23 protein-coding genes are annotated in these 21,431 nt (G+C 66.8%); 11 read left to right on the top strand and 12 right to left on the bottom strand.

Features of this window, described 5'->3' with window-relative positions; genetic code table 11:
* Positions 1–39 precede the first annotated feature (39 nt).
* On the bottom strand, positions 40–972 hold the full coding sequence (locus EH231_RS34720) for a LysR family transcriptional regulator (protein ID WP_090426822.1): 933 nt from the start codon (positions 970–972) through the stop codon (positions 40–42).
* 116 nt (positions 973–1,088) lie between these two features.
* Here EH231_RS34720 and EH231_RS16950 point away from each other — a divergent pair, with 116 nt between their 5' ends.
* Both EH231_RS16950 and EH231_RS16955 read left to right on the top strand, forming a co-directional pair.
* Positions 1,089–1,802, top strand: coding sequence for an SDR family NAD(P)-dependent oxidoreductase (locus EH231_RS16950; RefSeq protein ID WP_124712831.1), 714 nt, complete (start codon positions 1,089–1,091; stop codon positions 1,800–1,802).
* On the top strand, positions 1,789–2,163 hold the full coding sequence (locus EH231_RS16955; protein WP_241177750.1) for a YybH family protein: 375 nt from the start codon (positions 1,789–1,791) through the stop codon (positions 2,161–2,163). Before EH231_RS16950 ends, EH231_RS16955 begins: the two co-directional genes overlap by 14 nt.
* Positions 2,164–2,229: 66 nt before the next feature.
* On the opposite strand, the gene EH231_RS16960 is transcribed toward EH231_RS16955, so the two are convergent.
* On the bottom strand, positions 2,230–2,616 hold the full coding sequence (locus EH231_RS16960) for a hypothetical protein (RefSeq protein WP_124712833.1): 387 nt from the start codon (positions 2,614–2,616) through the stop codon (positions 2,230–2,232).
* 137 nt (positions 2,617–2,753) lie between these two features.
* Positions 2,754–3,743: an LLM class F420-dependent oxidoreductase gene (locus tag EH231_RS16965; RefSeq protein WP_090426813.1), complete on the bottom strand. Its 990-nt coding sequence runs from the start codon at positions 3,741–3,743 to the stop codon at positions 2,754–2,756.
* A 56-nt stretch (positions 3,744–3,799) separates the two neighbouring features.
* Between EH231_RS16965 and EH231_RS16970 the strand changes: the two genes are divergently transcribed.
* Entirely contained in the window at positions 3,800–4,225 is a 426-nt protein-coding gene (locus EH231_RS16970; RefSeq protein ID WP_090426810.1) for a pyridoxamine 5'-phosphate oxidase family protein, read from the top strand.
* Positions 4,226–4,229: 4 nt separating this feature from the next.
* Positions 4,230–4,823: a class I SAM-dependent methyltransferase gene (locus tag EH231_RS16975; RefSeq protein ID WP_124712834.1), complete on the top strand. Its 594-nt coding sequence runs from the start codon at positions 4,230–4,232 to the stop codon at positions 4,821–4,823.
* Positions 4,824–4,926: 103 nt separating this feature from the next.
* Here the strand turns inward: EH231_RS16975 and EH231_RS16980 are convergent, their stop codons facing one another.
* From EH231_RS16980 to EH231_RS16990, 3 genes are all read right to left on the bottom strand, one after another.
* Positions 4,927–5,949, bottom strand: coding sequence for a zinc-dependent alcohol dehydrogenase family protein (locus EH231_RS16980; protein WP_241177751.1), 1,023 nt, complete (start codon positions 5,947–5,949; stop codon positions 4,927–4,929).
* Positions 5,950–6,080: 131 nt separating this feature from the next.
* Positions 6,081–6,533 carry a hypothetical protein gene (locus EH231_RS16985; protein ID WP_090426805.1) on the bottom strand — a complete coding sequence of 151 codons (453 nt, stop codon included), beginning with the start codon at positions 6,531–6,533 and terminating at the stop codon, positions 6,081–6,083.
* 186 nt (positions 6,534–6,719) lie between these two features.
* Complete coding sequence (locus tag EH231_RS16990; protein ID WP_164480925.1) at positions 6,720–7,268, bottom strand: TetR/AcrR family transcriptional regulator; 549 nt, start codon at positions 7,266–7,268, stop codon at positions 6,720–6,722.
* 76 nt (positions 7,269–7,344) lie between these two features.
* On the opposite strand from EH231_RS16990, the gene EH231_RS16995 reads away from it, so the two are divergent.
* Genes EH231_RS16995 through EH231_RS17005 form a run of 3 tightly spaced genes read left to right on the top strand, consistent with a single transcriptional unit; the run spans position 7,345 to position 9,468 of the window.
* Positions 7,345–8,553, top strand: coding sequence for an FAD-dependent monooxygenase (locus tag EH231_RS16995; protein ID WP_124712835.1), 1,209 nt, complete (start codon positions 7,345–7,347; stop codon positions 8,551–8,553).
* 30 nt (positions 8,554–8,583) lie between these two features.
* Positions 8,584–9,006 carry a PPOX class F420-dependent oxidoreductase gene (locus EH231_RS17000; protein WP_124712836.1) on the top strand — a complete coding sequence of 141 codons (423 nt, stop codon included), beginning with the start codon at positions 8,584–8,586 and terminating at the stop codon, positions 9,004–9,006.
* 9 nt (positions 9,007–9,015) lie between these two features.
* Entirely contained in the window at positions 9,016–9,468 is a 453-nt protein-coding gene (locus EH231_RS17005) for a TIGR03618 family F420-dependent PPOX class oxidoreductase (RefSeq protein WP_124712837.1), read from the top strand.
* Between the two features lie 9 nt (positions 9,469–9,477).
* Here EH231_RS17005 and EH231_RS17010 read toward each other — a convergent pair whose 3' ends face one another.
* The 3 genes from EH231_RS17010 to EH231_RS17020 form a co-directional block, all read right to left on the bottom strand.
* Complete coding sequence (locus EH231_RS17010) at positions 9,478–11,301, bottom strand: S9 family peptidase (RefSeq protein ID WP_124712838.1); 1,824 nt, start codon at positions 11,299–11,301, stop codon at positions 9,478–9,480.
* Between the two features lie 103 nt (positions 11,302–11,404).
* Positions 11,405–13,552: a 3-hydroxyacyl-CoA dehydrogenase NAD-binding domain-containing protein gene (locus EH231_RS17015; RefSeq protein ID WP_090426790.1), complete on the bottom strand. Its 2,148-nt coding sequence runs from the start codon at positions 13,550–13,552 to the stop codon at positions 11,405–11,407.
* 15 nt (positions 13,553–13,567) lie between these two features.
* A complete protein-coding gene (locus EH231_RS17020; protein WP_044520379.1) occupies positions 13,568–14,779 on the bottom strand; it encodes an acetyl-CoA C-acetyltransferase in 1,212 nt (403 codons plus the stop codon).
* Positions 14,780–15,004: 225 nt separating this feature from the next.
* On the opposite strand from EH231_RS17020, the gene EH231_RS17025 reads away from it, so the two are divergent.
* On the top strand, positions 15,005–15,472 hold the full coding sequence (locus EH231_RS17025; protein ID WP_090426788.1) for a hypothetical protein: 468 nt from the start codon (positions 15,005–15,007) through the stop codon (positions 15,470–15,472).
* A gap of 46 nt (positions 15,473–15,518) precedes the next feature.
* On the opposite strand, the gene EH231_RS17030 is transcribed toward EH231_RS17025, so the two are convergent.
* The gene (locus EH231_RS17030) at positions 15,519–16,625 is read right to left on the bottom strand and encodes an alkene reductase (RefSeq protein WP_090426786.1); all 1,107 of its coding nucleotides are present in this window, start codon (positions 16,623–16,625) and stop codon (positions 15,519–15,521) included.
* Between the two features lie 155 nt (positions 16,626–16,780).
* On the opposite strand from EH231_RS17030, the gene EH231_RS17035 reads away from it, so the two are divergent.
* Entirely contained in the window at positions 16,781–17,947 is a 1,167-nt protein-coding gene (locus tag EH231_RS17035; RefSeq protein WP_090426784.1) for a pyridoxal phosphate-dependent aminotransferase, read from the top strand.
* Here the strand turns inward: EH231_RS17035 and EH231_RS17040 are convergent.
* A complete protein-coding gene (locus EH231_RS17040; protein ID WP_273545724.1) occupies positions 17,944–18,315 on the bottom strand; it encodes a WhiB family transcriptional regulator in 372 nt (123 codons plus the stop codon). The genes EH231_RS17035 and EH231_RS17040 overlap by 4 nt on opposite strands.
* Positions 18,316–18,565: 250 nt before the next feature.
* On the opposite strand from EH231_RS17040, the gene EH231_RS17045 reads away from it, so the two are divergent.
* Entirely contained in the window at positions 18,566–18,937 is a 372-nt protein-coding gene (locus EH231_RS17045; protein WP_124712839.1) for a hypothetical protein, read from the top strand.
* Positions 18,934–20,502, top strand: coding sequence for a sensor domain-containing protein (locus EH231_RS17050; RefSeq protein ID WP_124712840.1), 1,569 nt, complete (start codon positions 18,934–18,936; stop codon positions 20,500–20,502). The genes EH231_RS17045 and EH231_RS17050 overlap by 4 nt, the downstream gene beginning before the upstream one ends.
* On the opposite strand, the gene EH231_RS17055 is transcribed toward EH231_RS17050, so the two are convergent.
* Positions 20,499–21,416: a TIGR03564 family F420-dependent LLM class oxidoreductase gene (locus EH231_RS17055; protein WP_090426778.1), complete on the bottom strand. Its 918-nt coding sequence runs from the start codon at positions 21,414–21,416 to the stop codon at positions 20,499–20,501. The two genes, EH231_RS17050 and EH231_RS17055, sit on opposite strands and share 4 nt — an antisense overlap.
* Positions 21,417–21,431 lie beyond the last annotated feature (15 nt).

Consider the following 21,431-nt stretch of genomic DNA (forward strand, 5'->3'; position numbering starts at 1 on the left):
GGGTTTCGGGCCGCGTTGGCGGCCGGGGCGATCGTGGTGCTACTCGCTGCCTTCGCCGCGATCTCGATACGGGTCGTCAGCGGGCAACCACGCTCCGGTGTCACGGATTCCGAGTTCCCCGACACCGCGGGTGAAGGCGTCGATCACGGCGCGCACGGCCGGACTGTCCTCATCGCGGCGCCAGACCAGTGACCAGGTCCACAGTGGTACGGGTGCCAGCACCGGCCTCCGGACCAGGTCCTTGGGCAGCGTTGCGTCCTGTCCCTTGGGGTTGTTGAGCACCGGCCGCCGCAGTTCCCGGACGTGCTCGAAGAAGGTCGGCCCCGTCACGCCGCCGTCGTCGGTGCGCATGACACGCGCCCCCGTGTCGGCCGCGAACTGCTCGCCGTACCGGTTCCACGAGGACCAACTGGCGGCGTCAGTATCCACCAGCACCAGCACATCGGCGGCTTTCACGGGCGTATCGTCCGGCCCCACGGACAGGGCGTACAACCGGTCGACGCCCATCAGGCGGGCGTCGAGACCCAATGCGTGCAGGTCGGAGGTCTGCACCCAGCAGATCGCGAGGTCCAGGCTGCCGTCGGCGACGCGGGCCGCCTGGGTGTGCGACGGCATCACCCAAGTGTCCACCCGCAGCTGCGCCAATCCGGCCACCCGCTCCGCCAGATCACCCGGACACCAGTTCACGTAGCCGACGCGCACCGGCTCCGTCGTCGCCATCCCCGTTGCGCTCCTGCGTAATTCGTCGGCCTGCTGAATCAGTGCCCGCGCGCCGGGCAACAGCGCGGTACCGGCCGCGGTGAGTGCCACAGAGCGCCGATCACGGTCGAACAGCTGCACCTTGAGGTCGCGTTCCAGCGCCTTGATCTGCTGGGACAGCGATGGGCCGGCGATCCGCAATCGCTCGGCCGCGCGCCCGAAGTTCAGCTCTTCGGCGACGGTCACGAAGTACCGCAGCTGGCGCAGTTCCACCGAACGAGCGTATTAGGCGGAACCTCTCAGCAACGAGCTATCCCGTCACATCAGCCGGACATCACCGCGACCAGGGATGCGTTGAGGTGTGCATCCAACGAGAAAGGACCACCCCCATGAGCACCACACCACACGTCGCGGTCATCACCGGCGCCTCCCAGGGAATCGGCGAGGCCCTGGTGACGGGCTACCGCAAGCTGGGCTACGCCGTCGTCGCCAACTCCCGAAACATCGGTGAGAGCGACGATCCGATGGTGCTGCCCGTGCCCGGCGACATCGGGCAGCCCGGCGTGGGCAAGCAGCTGATCGACGTCGCCGTCGAGCGCTTCGGTCGCATCGACACCATCGTCAACAACGCAGGCATCTTCATCGCCAAGCCCTTCACCGAGTACACCGACGAGGACTACGACGCCGTCACCGGAGTCAACCAGCGCGGCTTCTTCGAACTGACCCGCGCCGGGATCGCCGCGATCGAATCGCACGGCGAAGGCGGACACGTCGTCACCATCTCCACGAGCCTCGTCGACCACGCCAACTCCCAGGTCCCCTCGGTGCTGGCGTCCCTGACCAAGGGCGGGCTGAACGCCGCAACCAAGGCCCTGGCCATCGAGTACGCGTCGCGAGGTATCCGTGCCAACGCCGTCGCGCTGGGCACCATCCGCACCCCGATGCACTCGCCCGAGACCCACGAGTTCCTGTCGGCGCTGCATCCGGTCGGACACATGGGCGACATCGACGATGTGGTCGACGCGGTGCTGTACTTGGAACGGGCCGGATTCGTCACCGGCGAGATCCTGCACGTCGATGGAGGTCAAAGTGCCGGGCACTGAGGAGAACACAGCGGCGATACTCCGAGATGTCCTTGACGAGTGGCGGGCCAGCATCGCCGCCCACGACCCCCAGCGGGTGTCCTCGGTGTTCACCGAGGACGCGATCTTCCAGGGGTTACGTCCCTACAGCGTCGGCCGGCCGGGGGTGTTCGACTACTACGAGTCGCAGCCCGTCGGTCTGACCGTCGACTACCGGATCCACGAAACCCGCAGGCCCGCCGACAACGTCGTGCTCGGCTACCTGCGCGCAGACTTCACGCGGCCCGACGGCACGGTGATCCCGCTGAACCTCAGCGTCCTGGTCACCCGCGACGACGATTGGCGTATCGCCCACTATCAGGTGTCAGCCGTAACCAACTGAGGACAACTCCCACCACCGCCGAGGGCCCCGCCCGGGCATCAACACGATGCCCGAGCGGGCCGGAGATTAAATCACCCGGAGTGAATCTCCGTCGTAGCCGAATCGGGACCGCAGCTGGACGAGCAGACGCTCCGCCTCGGCGATCCTCGCGTGCAGGCGGACGAGTGCTTCCGGCATGGGCGCCTCGGTCACCCGGCTGCGTTCCCGGACGCGTCTCCACCGCAGCTCGGTGGCCGCGAGAAGGTCCCGCAGCTCGGCGATTTCGCCGACCAGAATATCCTCGAACAGCCGCGATTGGGCGATGTCGGCGCTGTGCACGGGCCGGGAACAGTCGATCGCGGCGGCCGCACGAGAAACCATGCGCGGCAGGGGGTTGAGCACCGCGGCCACATCGGCCCCGACTGTCGGGGCAGAGATGTTTCCACTCCCGAATTCCCGTGATATCAGCGTCACGTGGGGATCATGGAGCAGCCACCCGACTCACAGCGACAACACAGACGTAACCCAAGATGCCACCTCTGGTCATCTACCGGTCATCGGATGTACGTTTGACGGCCTTTGCGCGCGGACGGCGTCCGCGTTCGGCACGCCTAACTCAGCGCGGGGATGACCTTCTGCTCGAACAGTTCGATACCGGACCGGTCGTAGGCGGCCTCCGGGAAGTACAGGATCGCGTACTCACACCCGAGATCGCGCATCCGCTGCAGCTTCTCGATCACCTGCTCGGGTGTACCGCTTGCCGATTCGGGCGCGGTGACGTTGGCGAGCATGGCGTCGACGGTCGCCTCACCTGCCACCGGCGCCTGCCGGGCCCGCAACCGCGCGACCCGGTCGGCGACGTCTGCCTCGGAGTCGCCGATGACGGCGTTGAAGTTGGCCGACCGCACGATCGCGTCATAGTCGGTCCCGACATCGCGGCAGTGGCCGGCCAGCACCTGCGACTTGTGCGCGAAGCCCTCGGGTTCGGAGGTGAAGTTGGTGTACTGCGCATACTTGGCCGCGATGCGCAGCGTCACCTTCTCTCCGCCACCGGCGATCCACATCGGGATGCCAGTGTCCTGCAACGGCTTCGGGGCGACGATCGCACCGTCGACCTGGTAGTGCTTGCCGTCGAAGCTGACCCGCCCGTCGCGCCAGGCGTCACGCATGATCTGGACGCCCTCGTCGAGACGACCCAGCCGAACCCCGGCAGACGGGAAGCCGTAGCCGTAGGCCCGCCACTCGTGCTCGTACCAGCCGCCGCCGATGCCCATCTGCACGCGGCCACCCGAGATGATGTCGGTGGTGGCGGCGATCTTGGCCAGGTAGACCGGATTGCGATAGCTCATCGCGGTGCACATCTGGCCGAGCTTGATCCGCGACGTCGTCGCGGCATAGGCCGACATCAGCGACCAGGCCTCGTGGGTGGCCTCGTCGGTGGGGACCGGAACGGTGTGGAAGTGGTCGTAGACCCACAGCGAGTCCCAGCTGCCTGCGTCGGCGTAGGCAGCCAGGTCACGCATCACCGGCCAGTGGTCTTCGGTGGGAATGTCGACGAGGTCAAGGCGCCAGCCCTGCGGGATGAAGAGTCCGAAGCGCATGGACCCCGACTCTACGACGCCGACGTGTGTCGTGGCACCGGGCTAGCCTGAGTTTTATGGCCCTTTCCAAGGAAGAACGCGAACAGTTTCTTGCCGAGCCGCACATCGCCGCCCTGTCGGTATACGCAGGCGACAAGCGCGGTCCGCTGACCGTCCCCATCTGGTACCAGTACACCCCCGGCGGGGAGCCGTGGGTGTTGACCGGGGTGGGATCACGCAAGCACCGGCTGATCGAGGCGGCCGGACACCTGACGCTGATGGTCGAGCGGCTGGAGCCGACGGTGCGTTACGTGGCCGTCGACGGTGCGGTCTCGCGCATCGAACCGGGCACCGACGAGCAGCTCGTCGAGATGACCAAGCGCTACCTGGCTCCCGAGAAGGTGGAGCCGTATCTGGAGTTCGCCCGCCGTGAGCACGGTGAGAGTGTCGCGGTGTTCCTCAAGCCCGAGCACTGGCTGTCTTCAGACCTGGGGTCGCTGTGACGCCATGAGCTCGCGCCAACGGCTGTTCCGGTGGCTCTACCGGCTCGGGTTCACGCCCTGGGACGGCCATCCGTTGGCGCACAGCCTGACGAAGCTCGTCGAAGGAACCACTCACCCGTTGTCGCCCGGGACCGCGCTCGATCTGGGCTGCGGTACCGGGGACAACGCGGTGTACCTCGCCCGCCACGGTTGGCGGGTCACCGGCGTGGACTATGTGGTCAAACCGCTGAAGAAGGCTCGAGCCAAAGCCGGCGGTTTGCCCGTAGTCTTTGCCAAAGCCGATGTGACACAACTGAGTTCGTCAGGCATCGGCACGGGGTTCGACCTCATCATAGACAGTGGCTGCCTGCACGGCATGAGCGCCGCCGACCGCGATGCCTACGTACGGGAAGTCAGCGCGGTGGCTGCGCCCGGCGCGCAACTGCTGATCGTGGCTTTCATTCCGGGCGCGTCGATGGGCGTGCCCGGCATCGGATTCGAAGAAGTGCAGCGCCGATTCAAGGACGGCTGGACGTTGCTGTCCAGCGGAGATGAGCCCGCGATGGATCAGAACGGCACCAACCGGGCGCGGCACTACCTGTTCGCACGTTCGACATAGGGATTGGCACCGTGGCCGTCGAGCAGGCCCACACGGTTCGACGCGAGCAGGATCCGGGATCTCATGCCTGCGTTGACCCCTGTGTTTCGTCGGCGGCTCTGCGCTACTGCTCGAACATCAGCAGGGGTTTACCTCCGTGCTCGGGAGCTTCGGCCAGATGCACGGCATCACTGAACTTTTCGACCGGGATCGGCTGGCCCTCCGGAACCCGCAGGGCGCCGCCGGTGGCGAGTTGGACCGTCCGGTCGATCGTCGCGGCCATTCGGTCCTTTGGGGTCTCGGTGAACCAGCGAAACAGCCAGAATCCCCGAACGGACTTCGTTTCGTATATCAGCGAACGCGCGAAAATCGGGATGGTGAGTTTGGCGGGGTCGGTCTGGCGGTGCGTGGACAGGGCGCCGAAGACGACTAGCTCGCCGTGCGGCGCCAGTGCCCGCGACACGTCCGCGCCCACCTGACCGCTGACACAGTCAATGGCTTTGGCCACGCCACCCTCGCCTGCGATGGCGACCACGCGTTCACGCAGGTCCTCGTCCTCGGTGCAGATCACCGCGGTGCCACCTGAGACGACAATGTCCTCGACGGCGGATCGACGTCGCACCACATTGAGGGTCTTGAAGCCGACGTGTGTCCCGAGTTGGATGACCAACTGACCAACGGTTGATCCGGCCGCCGTCTGCAGCAGCCATTCACCGGGTCGGACATCGAGCACGTCACTGGTCAAGATCACCGCAGTGAGGGGATTGCTGAGCAGCTGCGCGGCCGTGGACGTGCTCATGCCGGCGGGAACCGGCAGGACCTGCTCGGCATCGGCAACGACGTATTCCTGCCACGTACCGGTGACCCCGATCGTCATGACGCGCTGCCCGACGGTCAGACCTTCTGTGTCGCTGCCGATTTCGTCGATGACACCGACAGATTCGATGCCAGGTACCGCCGGGAACTCCGGGGTGAATCCGTATCGGCCGCGGATCGTGTGCAGATCGCTGGCCTCGACAGGCACCGCAACCACCCGGATCCGAACCTGACCGGGACCGGGCTGCGGAATCGGACGCGCCTCCAGGCGCAGAACCTGGGACGGTTCGCCCACCGTATCGGCGACGACAGCCCGCATCGTTGCCATCATCCTGATGCTCCTTCAGTTCGGATCCCGATCTCAGGGTGGTTCGGTGTCCAGAGCGTCATCCCCAACTGATGATGCTGCCACCATGACAGCGTTGCCGGTGCAGGGACAGCGACGACGCTACGGAACGTCGCTCAGCTCTGGATGGCCGCGCGAGCCTCGATGGCCTTGACGCTGCTTTTGAAGGCCTTGGCCAGCGAGCGCTTTCCCACCGTGCCGAGCACAGCCGCGACGATTCGGCCTCGCAGATTCTTGCCCTCACGCACCAGCACGGCGTCGATCTCGGTCGTGCCGTCAGGCTGCGGCGTCAGCGTGTAGGTATGCCCCGACGCGCCACCGAACAGATTGGAATCGACGGTGGTGAGGACCACGTACTGCGGATGCGACCAGTCGTAGTGCAGACGTTCCCAGATACCTCCGGAGCCCTCCGTTACGTCAGCCTCATGCGGCCCCAGACTGTGCACTTTCAGGTAGCCGTCGGCGCTGTTCTTGAAGAGCTTCGATCGACCGGGTCCGAAGTCGGTGAGCCCGGCGATGAACTGCTCGGGTGTTGCGGTGGTCGTCTCGTGGAAACGGATGATGGCCATTTCACGGTCCTCTCAACATGTGTTCGTTATCGATGGACCCAACAACCACCTGGTAGCCGTCGCCGATTCCACGAACTGGGCCGTCAGCCTGGCCCTGTCGGGACTGGTATTGGCGGGAACTGTTTGTCGTCGCACTTCGAAGAAGCTCAGAAACTTCACCGGCGCTCTGCCGCAACAGAATTCGTGTCAGGACAAGCCCAACGCGGCCATGGAGCCGTCAACCGTCGCTGTACGCAGTCGCTCGTAGGGAACATCGGGGAACTGCAGGCAGCAGTCCTGCAGACCACCGAACGCGATGACCGCGCGGGTGGACTGTTCGAGCGTCGGGCGCCGGCCGAACACCAACACACCCAGCCTGGCCCGCCAGGCCAGCAGTTGGTCGATCAGCCCCAGATCGGCCAGGGTGGTCAGTTCGGAGACGATCAGCACGAGGTCGGCCAGGTGCCGGTAGTGGAAGTCGAAGTAGCCCTCGAGGAGTTCCCGCGCCGAGGCCCGGTCGGCGCCACGCTTGGCTTCCTGCTCGGCGATGAAGGCCTCACCCTCGTCGATCAGTGGTTGCACGATGCTGCGGACGAGGTCCTCACGTGACCGGAAGTGGTAGTACAACGCGGGTTTGGTGATGCCGAGGCGGTCGGCGATGTCCTGCAGACTCGTGCGGACAACACCTTTCTCGGTGAACAGCTCGCGCGCCGCATCCAGGATGCGTTGCCGAGTATCCAATGCAGGCTTGGCCACGTAGCCACCCTAACTTACTTAACGATAGGTAAGCTCACGGCAGAAGCACTTACCGACCGTTAAGTAAGGGGGCATCGTGAAGGTACTCATCTCCGGCGCCAGCATCGCCGGGCCCGTACTCGCCTATTGGCTGTCTCGACACGGAGTCGACGTCACCGTGGTCGAGCGCTCGCCCGCACTGCGCAAGACCGGCGGTCACGCCGTCGACCTGTTCCGGCCCGCCATGGAGATCTCCGAACGCATGGGCGTGCTGTCCGAGATCGAGGCGCACGCCACCGGGACCACCCAGATGGTCGTCCACCGGCCCGGCACGTCGCGCCCAGCCCGCCTGGACTACCTCAAGATCATCGGGGTCATGTCCGACCGGCACGTCGAGATCATGCGGGACGACCTCAGCGAGATCTACTTCCAGGCCGGACGTGACGACGTCGAGTATCTCTTCGGCGACACCATCACCTCCATCTCCCCCGACGGGGAGGTGACCTTCGAGCACAACCCGCCCCGGCGCTTCGACGTGGTGGTGGGAGCCGACGGGCTGCATTCGGGCGTGCGTCGTCTGACGTTCGGCGACAACGTCTCCGAGAGCTTCCTCGGTGGATACCTCTCGGTGGTGTCGGTGCCGAAAGAGCTGGCCCGTGACGGCGAGATGACCGGCTACTTCAAACCCGGGCACATGGCCGGGATCTACACCGCCGAACATCTCGACGATGCCCGCGCGGTGTACATCTTCCGCCCGAGCCGGCCGCTGGATTACGACTACCGCGATGCGGAGCGCCAAAAGGCGCAATTGCGCGCCGCGTTCGAGCACATGAGTCCCGAGGTGGACCGCTGGCTCGACGAGGTGCCGCGGACGCCGACGTTCTACTTCGACGCCATCACGCAACTGGAGATGACGACGTGGTCGCGTGGCCGGGTGACCCTTGTCGGAGATGCGGGCTATTGCCCCGGACCGGCCGTCGGCGGCAGCACCAGCCTGGCGGTGTACGGCGCCTATGTCCTGGCCGCCGAGATTGTGCGGGCCGGTGACGATTACGCCGCGGCGTTCGCCGCCTATGAACGCACGATGCTCGCGCCCGTTGTCGGCAGCCGGAAGCTGGCCCGCGTGAACGCGAAAACCGTGGTGCCCACCAGTGGTTGGGGCATCCGCGCACTGGTGGGCGTGGGACAGGTGGTCTCGCTGCTGCCGCTGGGCCTGGTCCAGGCGCTCGCCCGGCTCAACGCCAAGGGCGTGCGGCTCTACGACACCATGCCGCTGCCCAATTGGCCGGCGTCGCTGACGGGGTGAGCGGGCGCGGGCGCGGCGTAGCGTGGCCACATGGACGAACTCTCCGATGACGTGATCGCGTTCCTGTCCGAAGGCACCCGCACCGCGGTGCTGGGTTGGGTTGCGGCTGACGGCCGACCGCTGGCGGCGCCCGTGTGGTTCGTGGTCGACGATGGCGCGCTCGTCTTCAACACCGGCGAGGACACCGCCAAGGGCCGGGCGCTGGCCCGCGATCCGCGCGTGGTGCTGTGCGTCGACGATTCCAACCCGCCGTATGGGTTCGTCCAGATCCAGGGCGTGGCGTCGATCAGCGAGGATCCCGGCGAGCTTCTCGACATCGCCACCCGCACCGGCGGCCGCTACATGGGCGCCGACCGCGCCGAGGAATTCGGCCGGCGCAACGGGGTGCCGGGGGAACTCGTGGTGCGGGTCAAACCGACGAAAGTCCACGCCGCATTCGACGTGGCGGATTGAGGTGGCCCGATGACCGAGATTTCCGCCTTCGCCGACATGCTGTCTCGTGATCACGGGCTCTGTGTACTGAGCACCCTGCGCGGTGACGGCAGCATCCAGTCCTCGGTGGTGAACGCCGGCGTGATGGCGCACCCGCGCACCGGTGAACCCGTCGTCGCCCTCGTGGCGATCGGCGGTGCCCGAAAGCTGCGGCACCTGCGCGCCGATCCGCGGGCCACCGTTGTCGCCCGGGCCGGCTGGCAATGGGTGACCGTCGAGGGCACTGCCGAGATCATCGGGCCCGACGACCCGAGCCCCGACACCGACGCCGACGCCGAGAAGTTACGGCTGCTCTTGCGTGCGATCTTCGAGGCGGCCGGCGGCACCCACGACGACTGGGACACCTACGACCGCGTCATGCGTGAAGAACGCCGCGCCGCGGTCCTGATCACGCCGGTGCGGGAGTACTCGAACCCCAGCTGACGAGTCAGCTCACTCCGCGCGGCCACCCAGATGCTTGGCCAGGAAGCGGTCGACCCGGTGGTAGAAGTCCAACCGGTTCTCCGGCTTGGCGAAGCCGTGACCCTCGTTCTCGTACATCACGTATTCATGGTCGATGCCGTGCTCGGCCATCGCCGCGACGATCTGCTCGGATTCGGCCCGCTTGACCCTGGGGTCGTTCTCCCCCTGCCCGATCAGCATCGGGATCTTGATCGCGTCCACCCGGGACAGCGGCGAGCGTGACCACAGGAAGTCGGAGTTGTCCCCAACTCGCTTGTGCCACAACTGGATCATCGGCTTCCAGTACTCCGGGAACGACGCGATCAAGGTGTTCAGGTTGGACGGACCGACCATCGAGACCGCGCAGGCGAACACGTCCGGCGTGAACGTCGCCCCGATCAGTGCCGCGTAGCCCCCGTAGGAGCCGCCGTAGATGGCGACCCGCTTGGCGTCGATGTAGCCCTTGCCCACCAGATGGTCGACGGCGTCGAGCAGGTCGTCGTGCATCTTTGCGCCCCACTCGCGGTTGCCCGCGTTGAGGAACTCCTTGCCATAGCCGGCGGAGCCGCGAAAGTTGACCGACACGACGACGTAGCCGCGGTTGGCCAGCCACTGCGCCTCGGGGTCGAAGCCCCAGCCGACGCGGGCCCACGGCCCGCCATGCACGTTGAGCACGGCGGGTAACCCGGAGCGCGCAACGCCGGGCGGGAACGACAGGTAGCCGTGGACGGTGAGGCCATCGCGGGCCGTGAAACTGAACGGCTCCATGGGCACCAGCGGGTAGTCGTTGAGCTCCGGGCGATGGTCGAACAGGAACGTCGGGGTCTGCGAAGCCCGGTCCCAGGAGTAGAACTTCACCGGCCCGGCGTCCTGATCGAAGGCGACCAGCCAGGTGCCGTTGTCGTGGCTGCGGTCGGTGATCGACAGGTCGCCCGGGCTCACCCGCGTGAGCGCCTCGATGTCGCCGCGAATCGACTCGTCGAAGATGCGGTATTCCAACCGTTCGCCGTACACGGTCGCGGCCTGGACCTCACGGGTGTCCGGGTGCAAGATCACGTTGCTGACGTCGTACACCGGATCCTCGGCGAGCACCTCGACGGCACCGGTCGCGATGTCCATCGTCACCAGTCGGGTGGTGTTCGAGCCGACCGACAGCAGCAGGTACATCGCCGTGCCGTCGCGGTTGAAGGCGAGCGGGGCCGTCGTCTCGGCATCCTCTGGCGGAACGTCCAACAGGGTTCGCCAGTCAGAGTGTTCGTCGTCGCGCACCAGGATCGTCATCCCGCCCTCGGCGGTCGGCTGCATCGCGCCGCGGACCCGCAGTTCGTCGTCGACCAGCCAGCCCACGAAACCGGGGTTTTCCACCACCTTGCGCAACTCCCCGGTGGTCAGGTCGAGGTGGTAGACGTCGTGCAGCTGCGGGTTGTCCTTGTTCATCCCGACCAGCACATCGTTGGGAAACTTCTTGGGAAGTCTGATGATTCGGCACTGCACGTCATCGAACGGGGTGAGGTCACGTTCGATACCGGTTTCCGCGTCGACGTCGTAGAGCCGGAAGTTCTCACTGCCGTCGCGGTCGCGCACATAGAGGATGTGCCGGTTGTCGTGGGCCCACACATAGTTGGGGATTCCCCGGTCGGTGTCGTGCGTGACCGGCCGATCGTCACCCGCGCCGATGACCCCGACGAACACGTTGAGCACGCCGTCGAGCGGAGCCACGTACGACAGCCGCGTCCCGTCCGGTGAGATCTGTGCGCCCGCACGCTCGGGATTGCCGAGCAGCACTTCGAGCGGAATCAGCGTCGCGTCCGCCATTAGGCCCCCTTGTCGTCGGTATTTCTCAATACTGCCGCACCGTGGGCTGACGACCAGACGCAAAAGCCCCCGACTTGCGCCGGGGGCTTTTGACGTTTCGCGCTTAGCTCTCGAGCGATGCCGGCGGCAGGAAGCGGTCGCCGTACTTGGCGGCCAACTCCTTGGCGCGGGCGACGAACGCCGCCTTGCCGACGCCGAGCTCGCCCTGGTAACCGACGATGAACTGGGCCGAACCACCGGTGTACGGCGGGAAGCCGATACCCATGATCGAGCCGATGTTCGCGTCAGCGGTCGAGGTGAGCACGCCCTCGTCGATGCACTTCTGGGTCTCCAGCGCCTCGGCGAACAGCATGCGGTCGATCATGTCCTGCAGCGGCGGCTGCGAGGACCCGGAGTTGAAGGTCTCTCGCAGGCCGGGCCACAGCTGGGTCCGCTTGCCGTCGACGTACTCGTAGAAGCCGGCACCCTTCAGACGCGACGGGCGGCCGAGCTCGATCATCTTCTCCACGACGGCCTCGGCCGGGTGCGGCACGTAGGTGCCGCCCTCGTCTTCGACGCCCTTACGGGATGCCGTGGCGATCTTGTGCATGAGCTCCAGGTTGAGCTCATCCGACAGCTGCAGCGGCGCAGCCGGGTAACCGGCCTGCGAACCCGCCTGCTCGATCGACGCGGGCTCGACACCCTCGCCCAGCATGGCCAGCGCCTCGTTGACGAAGGTGCCGATCACACGCGAGGTGAAGAAGCCGCGGCTGTCGTTGACCACGATCGGGGTCTTGCGGATGGCCAGCGTGTAGTCGAACACCCGGGCCAGGGCCTCGTCAGAGGTCTTCTCGCCCTTGATGATCTCCACCAGCGGCATCTTGTCGACCGGCGAGAAGAAGTGGATACCGATGAAGTCCTCCTGGCGCTTCACGCCGGTCGCCAGACCGGTGATCGGCAGCGTGGAGGTGTTCGAGCCGAGCAGCGCGTTGGGCTCGACGATGTCCTCGATCTCCTGGAACACCTTGTGCTTGAGTTCCTGGTTCTCGAACACGGCCTCGATCACGAAGTCGACGCCCTTGAGATCCTGCGGATCGGCGGTCGGGGTGATCTTGGCGAGCAGCGCCGCGGACTTCTCCTCGGTGGTCTTGCCACGCTTGAGTGCCTTGGCCTCCAGGCCCTCCGAGTACGCCTTGCCCTTGTCAGCGGCTTCCTGCGTGACGTCCTTGAGCACGACGTCGTAGCCGGCCTTGGCCGACACGTAGGCGATACCGGCGCCCATCATGCCCGCGCCCAGCACACCGATCTTCTTGATCTCCTGCTTGGCGATGCCCTCCGGACGCGATGCGCCGCCGTTGATGGCCTGCAGGTCCAGGAAGAACGCCTGAATCATGTTCTTGGCGGTCTGGCCGGTGACCAGCGAGACGAAGTAGCGGCTCTCGATGCGGCTGGCGGTGTCGAAGTCGACCTGCGCGCCCTCGACAGCGGCGTCCAGGATGGCCCGCGGTGCGGGCATCGGGGCGCCCTTGAGCTGCTTCTTGAGCAGGGCCGGGAAGGACGGCAGGATCGCGGCGAGCGCGGGGCTGGACGGGGTGCCACCGGGGATCTTGTAGCCCTTGACGTCCCACGGCTGGGTGTGGGCCTCGGGGTTGGCCTTGATCCACGCCTTGGCGGCCGGGATCAGCTCCTCGACCGAGCCGACCAGCTCGTCGACCAGACCGGTGTCCTTGGCCTTGGCCGGGTTGAACCGGGTGCCCTGGCTCAGGACCTCCATGAAGGCCTTCTGGATACCGAACATGCGCACGGTGCGGGCCACGCCGCCACCACCGGGCAGCAGGCCCAGGGTGACCTCGGGCAGACCGATCTGGCTGCCCTTGACGTCGGCGGCGATGCGGTGGTTGGTCGCCAGCGCGATCTCCAGGCCACCGCCGAGCGCGGCGCCGTTGATGGCGGCCACGACAGGCTTGGGCAGGGTCTCCAGCTTGCGCAGGTCGGCCTTGATGGTCTCGACCATCTCGAACGCCTCAGCGGCGTCGTCGGGGCCGATATTCATCATGCCCTTGAGGTCGCCACCGGCGAAGAAGGTCTTCTTCGCGCTGGTGATGACCACACCGGTGATCGAATCCTGCTCGGCAACAAGGCGTTCCACGGCATTGTGCATGGATTCCTTGTAGTGCTCGTTCATCACGTTGGCCGAACCGGTCGGGTCGTCCAACGTCAGGGTGACGATGCCGTCGGCATCCTTGTCCCACTGAATGGTGTTCTCAGCCATTGTTTTTCAGACCTCTCAGACGCGCTCGATGATGGTGGCCACGCCCATGCCGCCGCCGATACACAGCGTGATCAGGGCACGCCGAGCGCCACGACGCTCGAGCTCGTCGACCATGGTTCCGGTGATCATGGCGCCGGTGGCGCCCAGCGGGTGGCCCATCGCGATGGCGCCACCGTTGACGTTGAGCTTCTCGTCCGGGATGTTGAGATCCTTCTGGAACTTCAGCACCACAGAGGCGAAGGCCTCGTTGAGCTCGAACAGGTCGATGTCATCGACGGTCAGCCCGGCACGGTCCAGCACCTTCTGGGTGGCCGGGGTGGGACCGGTCAGCATGATGACCGGGTCGGCGCCGCTGGTGGCGGTGGCCACGACGCGGGCGCGCGGGGTGAGACCCTGGCTCTGGCCGGCCTTCTCAGACCCGATCAGCACCAGGCCGGCGCCGTCGACGATGCCCGAGCTGTTGCCGCCGGTGTGGACGTGGTTGATCTTCTCGACGTAGTGGTACTTCTGCAGCGCCACGTCGTCGAAGCCGCCCATCGCGCCAAGGCCCTCGAACGCGGACTTCAGCTTGCCCAGGTCAGCCGCGGTGGTGCCGGGGCGCATGTGCTCGTCGTGATCCAGGACGACGAGGCCGTTTTGATCCTTGACCGGGACGACCGACTTGGCGAAGTAGCCGCCGGACCAGGCCGCCGCCGCGCGCTCCTGCGACCGCGCCGCGTAGGCGTCGACGTCGTCGCGGGAGAAGCCCTCGATGGTGGCGATCAGGTCGGCGCCGATGCCCTGCGGGACGAAGCCGATGCGGTAGTTGGTCTCCGGGTCAGACGCCCAGGCGCCGCCGTCGGAGCCCATCGGGACGCGGCTCATCGACTCGACACCGCCGGCCAGCACCAGGTCGTCCCAGCCGGAACGAACCTTCTGGGCGGCCAGGTTGACTGCCTCCAGGCCCGACGCGCAGAAGCGGTTGAGCTGGAAACCACCGGTGGTCTCGGGCAGCTTGGCCACAAGTCCGGCGGTGCGGGCGATGTCGCCACCCTGGTCGCCGACCGGGGAAACCACGCCCAGGATGACGTCGCTGATCAGCGTCTCGTCCAGGTCGGGGTAACGGCTGCGGATCTCTTCGATCAGACCGACAACCAGGTTGACCGGCTTGATCTCGTTGAGTGCGCCGCCGCGCTGCTTGCCACGGGGCGTACGGATCGCCTCGTAGATGAAGGCTTCTTCGGACATGTCTGCTCCCCTGCCGTATCGGCGTCCAGGTTCAGGTTGGGTTTTGGAACCGCCCAGCGAATGTGGGCAGCACGCTGACCGCAGCCTAACAGGCTCGCCCAACCCGTTGGTTGGGCCTGTGCTCAGCATCATCCTCGCCGGTGCTCCTGCACAAGGCGGACCCCGGTGACTGATCACGCTCCCAACAGCCGGAGGGTGCCGATCACCCTATGGTTGACTCGCCGCATGAACGACCTACCCGAGGAAATCGAGGTGCGGGGTACCGTGCTCGACCGCATCCCATTCTCGGAGGAGCTTGCCTGCTGGTCGGCCGCTCTGCCCGGTGACGAACCGCGCACCGTCAGCATCGTCATCGAACCGGCTGGGCCGCCGACGGATGCGGCCGTCGACTCCGCTGCGGAGGCGATCGCCGGATTCGACGGGCTCGCAGCCGCCGCTTCGCGTTATCTCGTCGCCGAGTTCACCGATCCTGCGTGGGCGCTCGACTCGGTGGACCGCGAACGGCTCGACGGGCCGGAGGCGCCGTTCGGCATGCCCGAGGCGATCATCTGGGCCGACGGTTCCTGGATGATCCGCTTCGCCGAGTGCGGCCTCGCAATGGGCGAGGAGTTCGGCATCGGCGTGCGTTTCGCCGGGTCGACGCCGGTCGCCATCGAGGACTTGTCTAGCGCGACCGAGGTCGAGACGGACTGACCACACTTTCCGCCTTCGCCGCGGAATCAACGTGCAGTAGAAGCCGTCACGCGGAGCGGGGCTCCTCGACCGCCGGCAGCGTCGGGTAGTCGGTGTAGCCGACCGGCCCGGGCGCATAGAACGTCGCCATGTCGGGCTCGTTGAGCTCGGCACCCAGGATCAGCCGGTCGATCAGGTCCGGGTTGGCCAGGAACGCCCGCCCCACCGCGTACGCGCTGATCGCGCCCCACTGCGCGTAACCCTCCAGCAGGGAGAAGTCGGTACCGCTGGCGCGGCCGGTGTTGAGCACGAATGTCCCCGACCAGAGGGCGCGGATGACACCGAAGGCCCGCGACGCCGGGTCGATGAGCACGTGCAGGTAGGCCAGCCCGAGCGGCGCGATGCGCTCCAACAACGCCTCGTAGGCGCCGACGGTGTCGTTCTCGTGCATGCCGCCGGCGGTGTTCCCGGGCGAGATGCGCAACCCGACCCGGCCTGCGCCGATCTCGTCGACCACGGCCTCGACCACCTCGGCGGCCAGGCGGGCACGGTTCTCCGGTGAACCGCCGTAGGCGTCGGTGCGCTGGTTGACCACATCGGACGCGAACTGGTGCAGCAGGTAGCCGTTGGCGCCGTGGATCTCGACGCCGTCCATGCCCGCGTCGATCGCGCGGCGCGCGGCGGCCCGGAACTGCTCGACGATCACCGGGATCTCCGCGGTGTCGAGCGCACGCGGCGTCTCCAGCGCCTTCTTGCCGGCGGGCGTGTGCGTGACCACATCGGCCGCGATCGCCGAGGGAGCGACGGCCTCGAACCCGCTGATGTCGGGGTGGGCCATCCGGCCGACGTGCCACAGCTGAACGAACATCTTGCCGCCCGCGGCATGCACCGAGTTGGCGATCTCGGCCCAGCCGTGCTGATGGCGGTCGGTGTAGATGCCCGGGGTGTTCATGTAGGCCCCGTTGGCGGTCTCGGCGACAGCCGTGGCTTCGCTGATGATCAGACCCGCACTGGCGCGCTGTGTGTAGTACTGCGCGGCCAGCGGTGACGGGGTGCCATCGGCGTCGGCGCGCGAACGCGTCAGCGGTGCCATGAACAGACGGTTGGCAGCGGCGGTGTCGCCGACCTGGATCGGCTGCAGCAGTGCGGCGTCGGCGTTCAGTTTGTAGGTCACGCCGCTTTAGAGCGTCGAGGGTGCGGCAATCATTCCCGGCGTCATGATCGCCGAACCTGCGTCCAGACCACCCAGCCTGCGTCCAGATCGCGGATTCGCCGAATTTCACGATCTCACCGCAGTCTCGGTGGGCAACCACATCTACTGTCGACGGCATGACCGTGCAGAGACTGCAGCCGTACGCGGTGACCATCTTCGCGGAGATGTCTGCGCTGGCCGGCCGCCTGGGCGCGGTCAACCTCGGCCAGGGTTTCCCCGACGAGGACGGCCCGGCCGAGATGCTCAAGGTGGCGCAGAACGCCATCGCCGAAGGCCACAACCAGTACCCGCCCGGCCTCGGCATCCCCGAGTTGCGCGACGCCATCGCCGCGCAGCGCAAGCGCCACTACGGCATCGATTACGACTCCGACACCGAGGTACTGGTGACCGTCGGCGCGACCGAGGCCATCGCCGCGTCAGTCCTCGGCCTGGTCGAGCCGGGCTCGGAGATATTGGTGATCGAGCCGTTCTACGACTCGTACTCCCCCGTGATCGCGATGGCCGGGTGCGTCCGTAGGGCCGTGCCGCTGGTCGCCGATGGCGCCGGGTTCGCGATCGACATCGAAGGTTTGCGCCGGGCCGTGACGCCCAAGACCCGCGCACTGATCCTCAACTCCCCGCACAATCCGACCGGCGCCGTGGCCTCCGATGCCGAGTTGCGGGCGATCGCGGCGCTGGCCATCGAGCACGACCTGCTGGTGATCACCGACGAGGTGTACGAGCAGTTGGTGTTCGGGGTCGAGCACCTGCCGCTGGCCCGCTACCCCGGCATGGCGGAGCGCACGGTGACCATTTCGAGCGCGGCCAAGATGTTCAACGTCACCGGCTGGAAGATCGGCTGGGCCTGCGGACCTGCCGATCTGATCGCCGGGGTGCGCGCAGCCAAGCAGTACCTCACCTACGTGGGCGGTAGCCCGTTCCAGCCCGCGGTGGCCCACGCGCTCAACAACGAGGACGGCTGGGTGGCCGACCTGCGCCAGTCATTCGAGGCCAAACGCGATCGGCTTGGCAGCGCCCTGGCCGACATCGGGTTCGAGGTGCACGACAGCCGCGGGACGTACTTCCTGTGCGCCGACCCACGGCCCCTCGGGTATTCGGACAGCACGCAATTCTGCGCCGAACTGCCGCACAAGGCCGGGGTGGCCGCGATCCCGATGTCGGCATTCTGCGATCCCGAGGCACCGCATGCGGACTTGTGGAATCACTTGGTGCGCTTCGCTTTCTGCAAGCGTGACGACACCATGGAAGAGGCGATCCGCCGGCTGGGCGTGTTGCGGGCCTAGCCTTTGTCGCTCAGTTTGACGGCGCGCTCCCTGGCCGTCATCGCACCCCAGATGCCGTAGGGCTCGGGAGCGGAGAGGGCGTGCGCGCGGCACCGGGCCAGCACCGGGCAGGCCCGGCAGATCGCCTTGGCCGCGTCCTCCCGCCTGCGCAGCGGGCGGCCCCGAACCTCTTCCGGGAAGAACACCTCTGCCGGATGGTCCCGACAGAGTCCGCGCAGCTGCCAGCTCCACTCGTCGAAGGCGGGCGGTGGCAGGTTGCGCGGGGAACGGTAGAAAGGCATCGCCGGACGGGTGGCGGCGGTACCGGATATCGCCTGTCGCGCAACGATTTCCAGCGGCGGCCGGCTGTCAAAAAGCGTGCGGGACATGGCGTTCACCCCTTTGAACGAAGTGGCGTGTGGCATGCCATGCTGCCAGCCCAGCCGGAGGCCGCACGTTGTCATCTTGTAAGGAATCGACCGCAGATCGCGACACTTTGCTGCCCCATTCCCGCACGCCACGGGCAATCGAGTGGTATGCCCGACTCGGCCACGGACGTCTGCGATTCGAGTAGTCCGATACTCGCGCGCAACCTCACCGGATTTGCCACCATCGTAAAAGACACTGGTGGGAGGCGTAATGAACCTCGGATCGACGACGACTGGACGCGTTGCCGGGCTCACGGCGATCGCCGCTTCGGCAGTGCTCGCGGTGGCCTGTGGCGGACAACAGGACCAAACCGACGAGACGCCCAAGGCACCGACAAGTGTGAGTGTGCCGCTGCCGTCGTCGACCCCGAGCAGCGCCACGTCCACCGCATGGAGCGACCCGACCACCACCGGTTACGGCACCGGTGGGTATACCCGCACGACAACGTCCACCACAACGACGCTTCCAGTTCCGACCGAAACCACGACCCTTACCACCACGACGCTGCCATCCACCACCACAACCACCCCGACAATCACGAATCCGGTCCCTGCTCCGTCCTCGCAGGTGCCTCCCACGTGAGCGACGAAGCGAAGTCGCTCACCCAGTCCGCGGAGCGGTGGCTGAGCCTGGCAGCGCTGGTCGTGGCGCCGACCTCACTGATCACCGGCCTGTGTTATTTCTTCGGCCTGCTCTCCATCCGGAACCGGCTGAAGTACTTCGCTGTGGACCCGTCCATGCTCGGGTACACCTCGGCCGACTACGCCGTCACCACAGTGGGTCTCTTCTTCTTCGCGGCACTGCGCGTGTTGATCGTCCTCGCGGCGGTGGCAGTTCTGGCTGTGGCCGCCCGGCATTGGGCTGCCACTGGACGGCGAATCACGTTGCTACGCAACATCGCATGGCTGTTGGCGGGGCTTGGCGCCGTGAGCCTGACCACAGCCGTCATCTGGCTGGTATCCGGGCACAGCCTGATCGACAAGGTCGTCAAAGGCGCCCCACCCATGTACATGGCGGGCACGATCGTGGCCGGCATCGCGTTACTCACCGCCGGCTATTGGGTGCTGGCCATCACCGGCGGATTCGGCGCACTGGGCCGCCTACCCAAGCTGGCCGAGCGAGCACTGCTCGTACTGGCTACCACCGGGATGGTGGTGGCACTGTTCTGGATCACCGATATGTATGCCGTCGAGCAAGGCAAGGCCAACGGTGCGTACACCGCGAGCAAGCTGTGGGCCGCCGACGGCGATTACACCGCAATACAATTGGATACCACCGAAGCCCTGAGCATCCCGGGCAACCTGGTCAAGACGACGACGCTCCCAGCTGAAGGACCGGCTGCGCCACCGGTCTATCGCTATCAATGCCTGCGCGTCATCGAGGCGCACGGCGGCCGCTACGTGCTGGTGCCGGCCAAGTGGTCCAGGGAGCGCGGCTACGCGATCACGGTGGCGCCGGACGCGACGCACCGCATCACGGGTGTCGTGAACTCGACTCCTGTCGGGCGGGGACCCAACATCGACCCGTACTGGCAGTGCCCGGAGGTGGTGCGGGTCTTTCAGCAGCCCGACCTCGAACCCGTCCTGATCGGACCCGACGCCGCGCAGACGATGGTAGGCGCCGTCGGCCTCAACACCACCGGGCCCGACACCAACACCGATTCCACACCGGCCACCGGCAATTCCACATCGCCGAAAGGTTGTGCCCCCGAGGACGATCCATCGGCGATCCCGTCCGCACTGCCGCCCTATCCGGCGACCGTACCGGCCACACGGGAACGCCAGTTTACCGCTGACGGCCCTTCCGGTCGGGTGTGGATGCGGCAACGTGCCATGACCTTCTCCGACCCGGCCGAGGCCGAAGATTTCATGGCCTCCGTCCAAGATCACTGGGGCTACTGCGCGGGAAAGGTGGCCTCGGCGAACCGGCACGGCGAGATGCAGCCCCGGGCACTCGGTACGCCAGGACTGCAGGAAGGTGTTCTGACGGTGTCCGATTCGGCGCCGTCGGCCAACGCGGCGGACTGCGCCCAAGCCCTGGCCGCCAAATCGAACATCGTCGTCGCGGTCGATGTGTGCGGAACAAAGGAACCATCGCGTGCCGTCGCAGTCGCCTATGCGATGCGCGACCGGATACCCACCGACTAGGGCAGTGTGGCGGCCACCGCCCACAGCGCGGCCAGATCCTCCGGCTCGGTCCGGATCGGGCTGAGCGCCACATCGGTGGCCCCGGCGTCGAGGTAGCGCTGCAACTGCTCGCGAACTTGCGCCGCCGACCCGACGGCCGCCAGTTCAGCGACACTGGAAACCTGTTCGCGGGCAATGACTTTCTGATACGACGGAATGGTCTCGTAGAACGCCAGTTGCTGCGCGGCGGCGCTACGGGCGGCGTCCGCGTCGTCGGCGACAAGCGCCGGCACCATGGCCACCACCCGGGGTTGTGGCCGGCCGACCGCCGTAGCCGCCGCGGTGATCGTCGGGACGATAAATTCCCCCACCGTGCGCGGCCCGGCGAGATACGGCAATGTTCCATCGGCCAATTCACCGGTCACCCGAAGGGCTTTCGGCCCCATCGCGGCGACATACACCGGGACTGGGGTACCACCGGGCACGTGCACCGGCCACTCGGGGTTCGCGGTGAACGCGCTGCCGTGGAAGTCGACGGTGCGTTCATCGAAAATCGCCCGCAGCACCTGCAGGTGTTCACGTAGCCGGCCCACCGGATCAGGCCAGACGGTGCCGAAGGCCTGGTGCTCAGGTGCGTGCGAGCCCAGACCGAGTCCCAGCGTGAAGTTGCCGTGCGCCGCGGCCTGCGCCGTCTGCGCGGCAGACGCCACCAGCAGTGGGTGACGGGGATTGACCGGCACCACCGATGTGCCCACGCCGAGACCGGGCACCGCGGCCCCGATCAGCGCGGCCAACGTGATGGCGTCGACGTCGAACTGCTGGGCCAGCCAGATCTGACGGACCCCGGCCGCGTACGCGGTGCGGGCCTGTGAGATCGCGGCATCGACGACGTTGGGGGCGGACGGGTTCAGGGTGAGGACGACTCCGGTCGGCATACCGGCACCAACCGG

Source organism: Mycolicibacterium nivoides (genome assembly GCF_003855255.1).
GTDB classification, from domain to species: Bacteria; Actinomycetota; Actinomycetes; order Mycobacteriales; family Mycobacteriaceae; genus Mycobacterium; species Mycobacterium nivoides.

Bases quoted from the DNA above. Each gene is read 5' to 3' on its own strand.
- EH231_RS16950 (WP_124712831.1), top strand. From the start codon at position 1,089: ATGAGCACCACACCACACGTCGCGGTCATCACCGGCGCCTCCCAGGGA.
- EH231_RS16965 (WP_090426813.1), bottom strand. From the start codon at position 3,743: ATGCGCTTCGGACTCTTCATCCCGCAGGGCTGGCGCCTTGACCTCGTC.
- EH231_RS16970 (WP_090426810.1), top strand. From the start codon at position 3,800: ATGGCCCTTTCCAAGGAAGAACGCGAACAGTTTCTTGCCGAGCCGCAC.
- EH231_RS16975 (WP_124712834.1), top strand. From the start codon at position 4,230: ATGAGCTCGCGCCAACGGCTGTTCCGGTGGCTCTACCGGCTCGGGTTC.
- EH231_RS16980 (WP_241177751.1), bottom strand. From the start codon at position 5,949: ATGATGGCAACGATGCGGGCTGTCGTCGCCGATACGGTGGGCGAACCG.
- EH231_RS16985 (WP_090426805.1), bottom strand. From the start codon at position 6,533: ATGGCCATCATCCGTTTCCACGAGACGACCACCGCAACACCCGAGCAG.
- EH231_RS17000 (WP_124712836.1), top strand. From the start codon at position 8,584: ATGGACGAACTCTCCGATGACGTGATCGCGTTCCTGTCCGAAGGCACC.
- EH231_RS17005 (WP_124712837.1), top strand. From the start codon at position 9,016: ATGACCGAGATTTCCGCCTTCGCCGACATGCTGTCTCGTGATCACGGG.
- EH231_RS17010 (WP_124712838.1), bottom strand. From the start codon at position 11,301: ATGGCGGACGCGACGCTGATTCCGCTCGAAGTGCTGCTCGGCAATCCC.
- EH231_RS17015 (WP_090426790.1), bottom strand. From the start codon at position 13,552: ATGGCTGAGAACACCATTCAGTGGGACAAGGATGCCGACGGCATCGTC.
- EH231_RS17020 (WP_044520379.1), bottom strand. From the start codon at position 14,779: ATGTCCGAAGAAGCCTTCATCTACGAGGCGATCCGTACGCCCCGTGGC.
- EH231_RS17025 (WP_090426788.1), top strand. From the start codon at position 15,005: ATGAACGACCTACCCGAGGAAATCGAGGTGCGGGGTACCGTGCTCGAC.
- EH231_RS17035 (WP_090426784.1), top strand. From the start codon at position 16,781: ATGACCGTGCAGAGACTGCAGCCGTACGCGGTGACCATCTTCGCGGAG.
- EH231_RS17040 (WP_273545724.1), bottom strand. From the start codon at position 18,315: ATGTCCCGCACGCTTTTTGACAGCCGGCCGCCGCTGGAAATCGTTGCG.
- EH231_RS17045 (WP_124712839.1), top strand. From the start codon at position 18,566: ATGAACCTCGGATCGACGACGACTGGACGCGTTGCCGGGCTCACGGCG.
- EH231_RS17055 (WP_090426778.1), bottom strand. From the start codon at position 21,416: ATGCCGACCGGAGTCGTCCTCACCCTGAACCCGTCCGCCCCCAACGTC.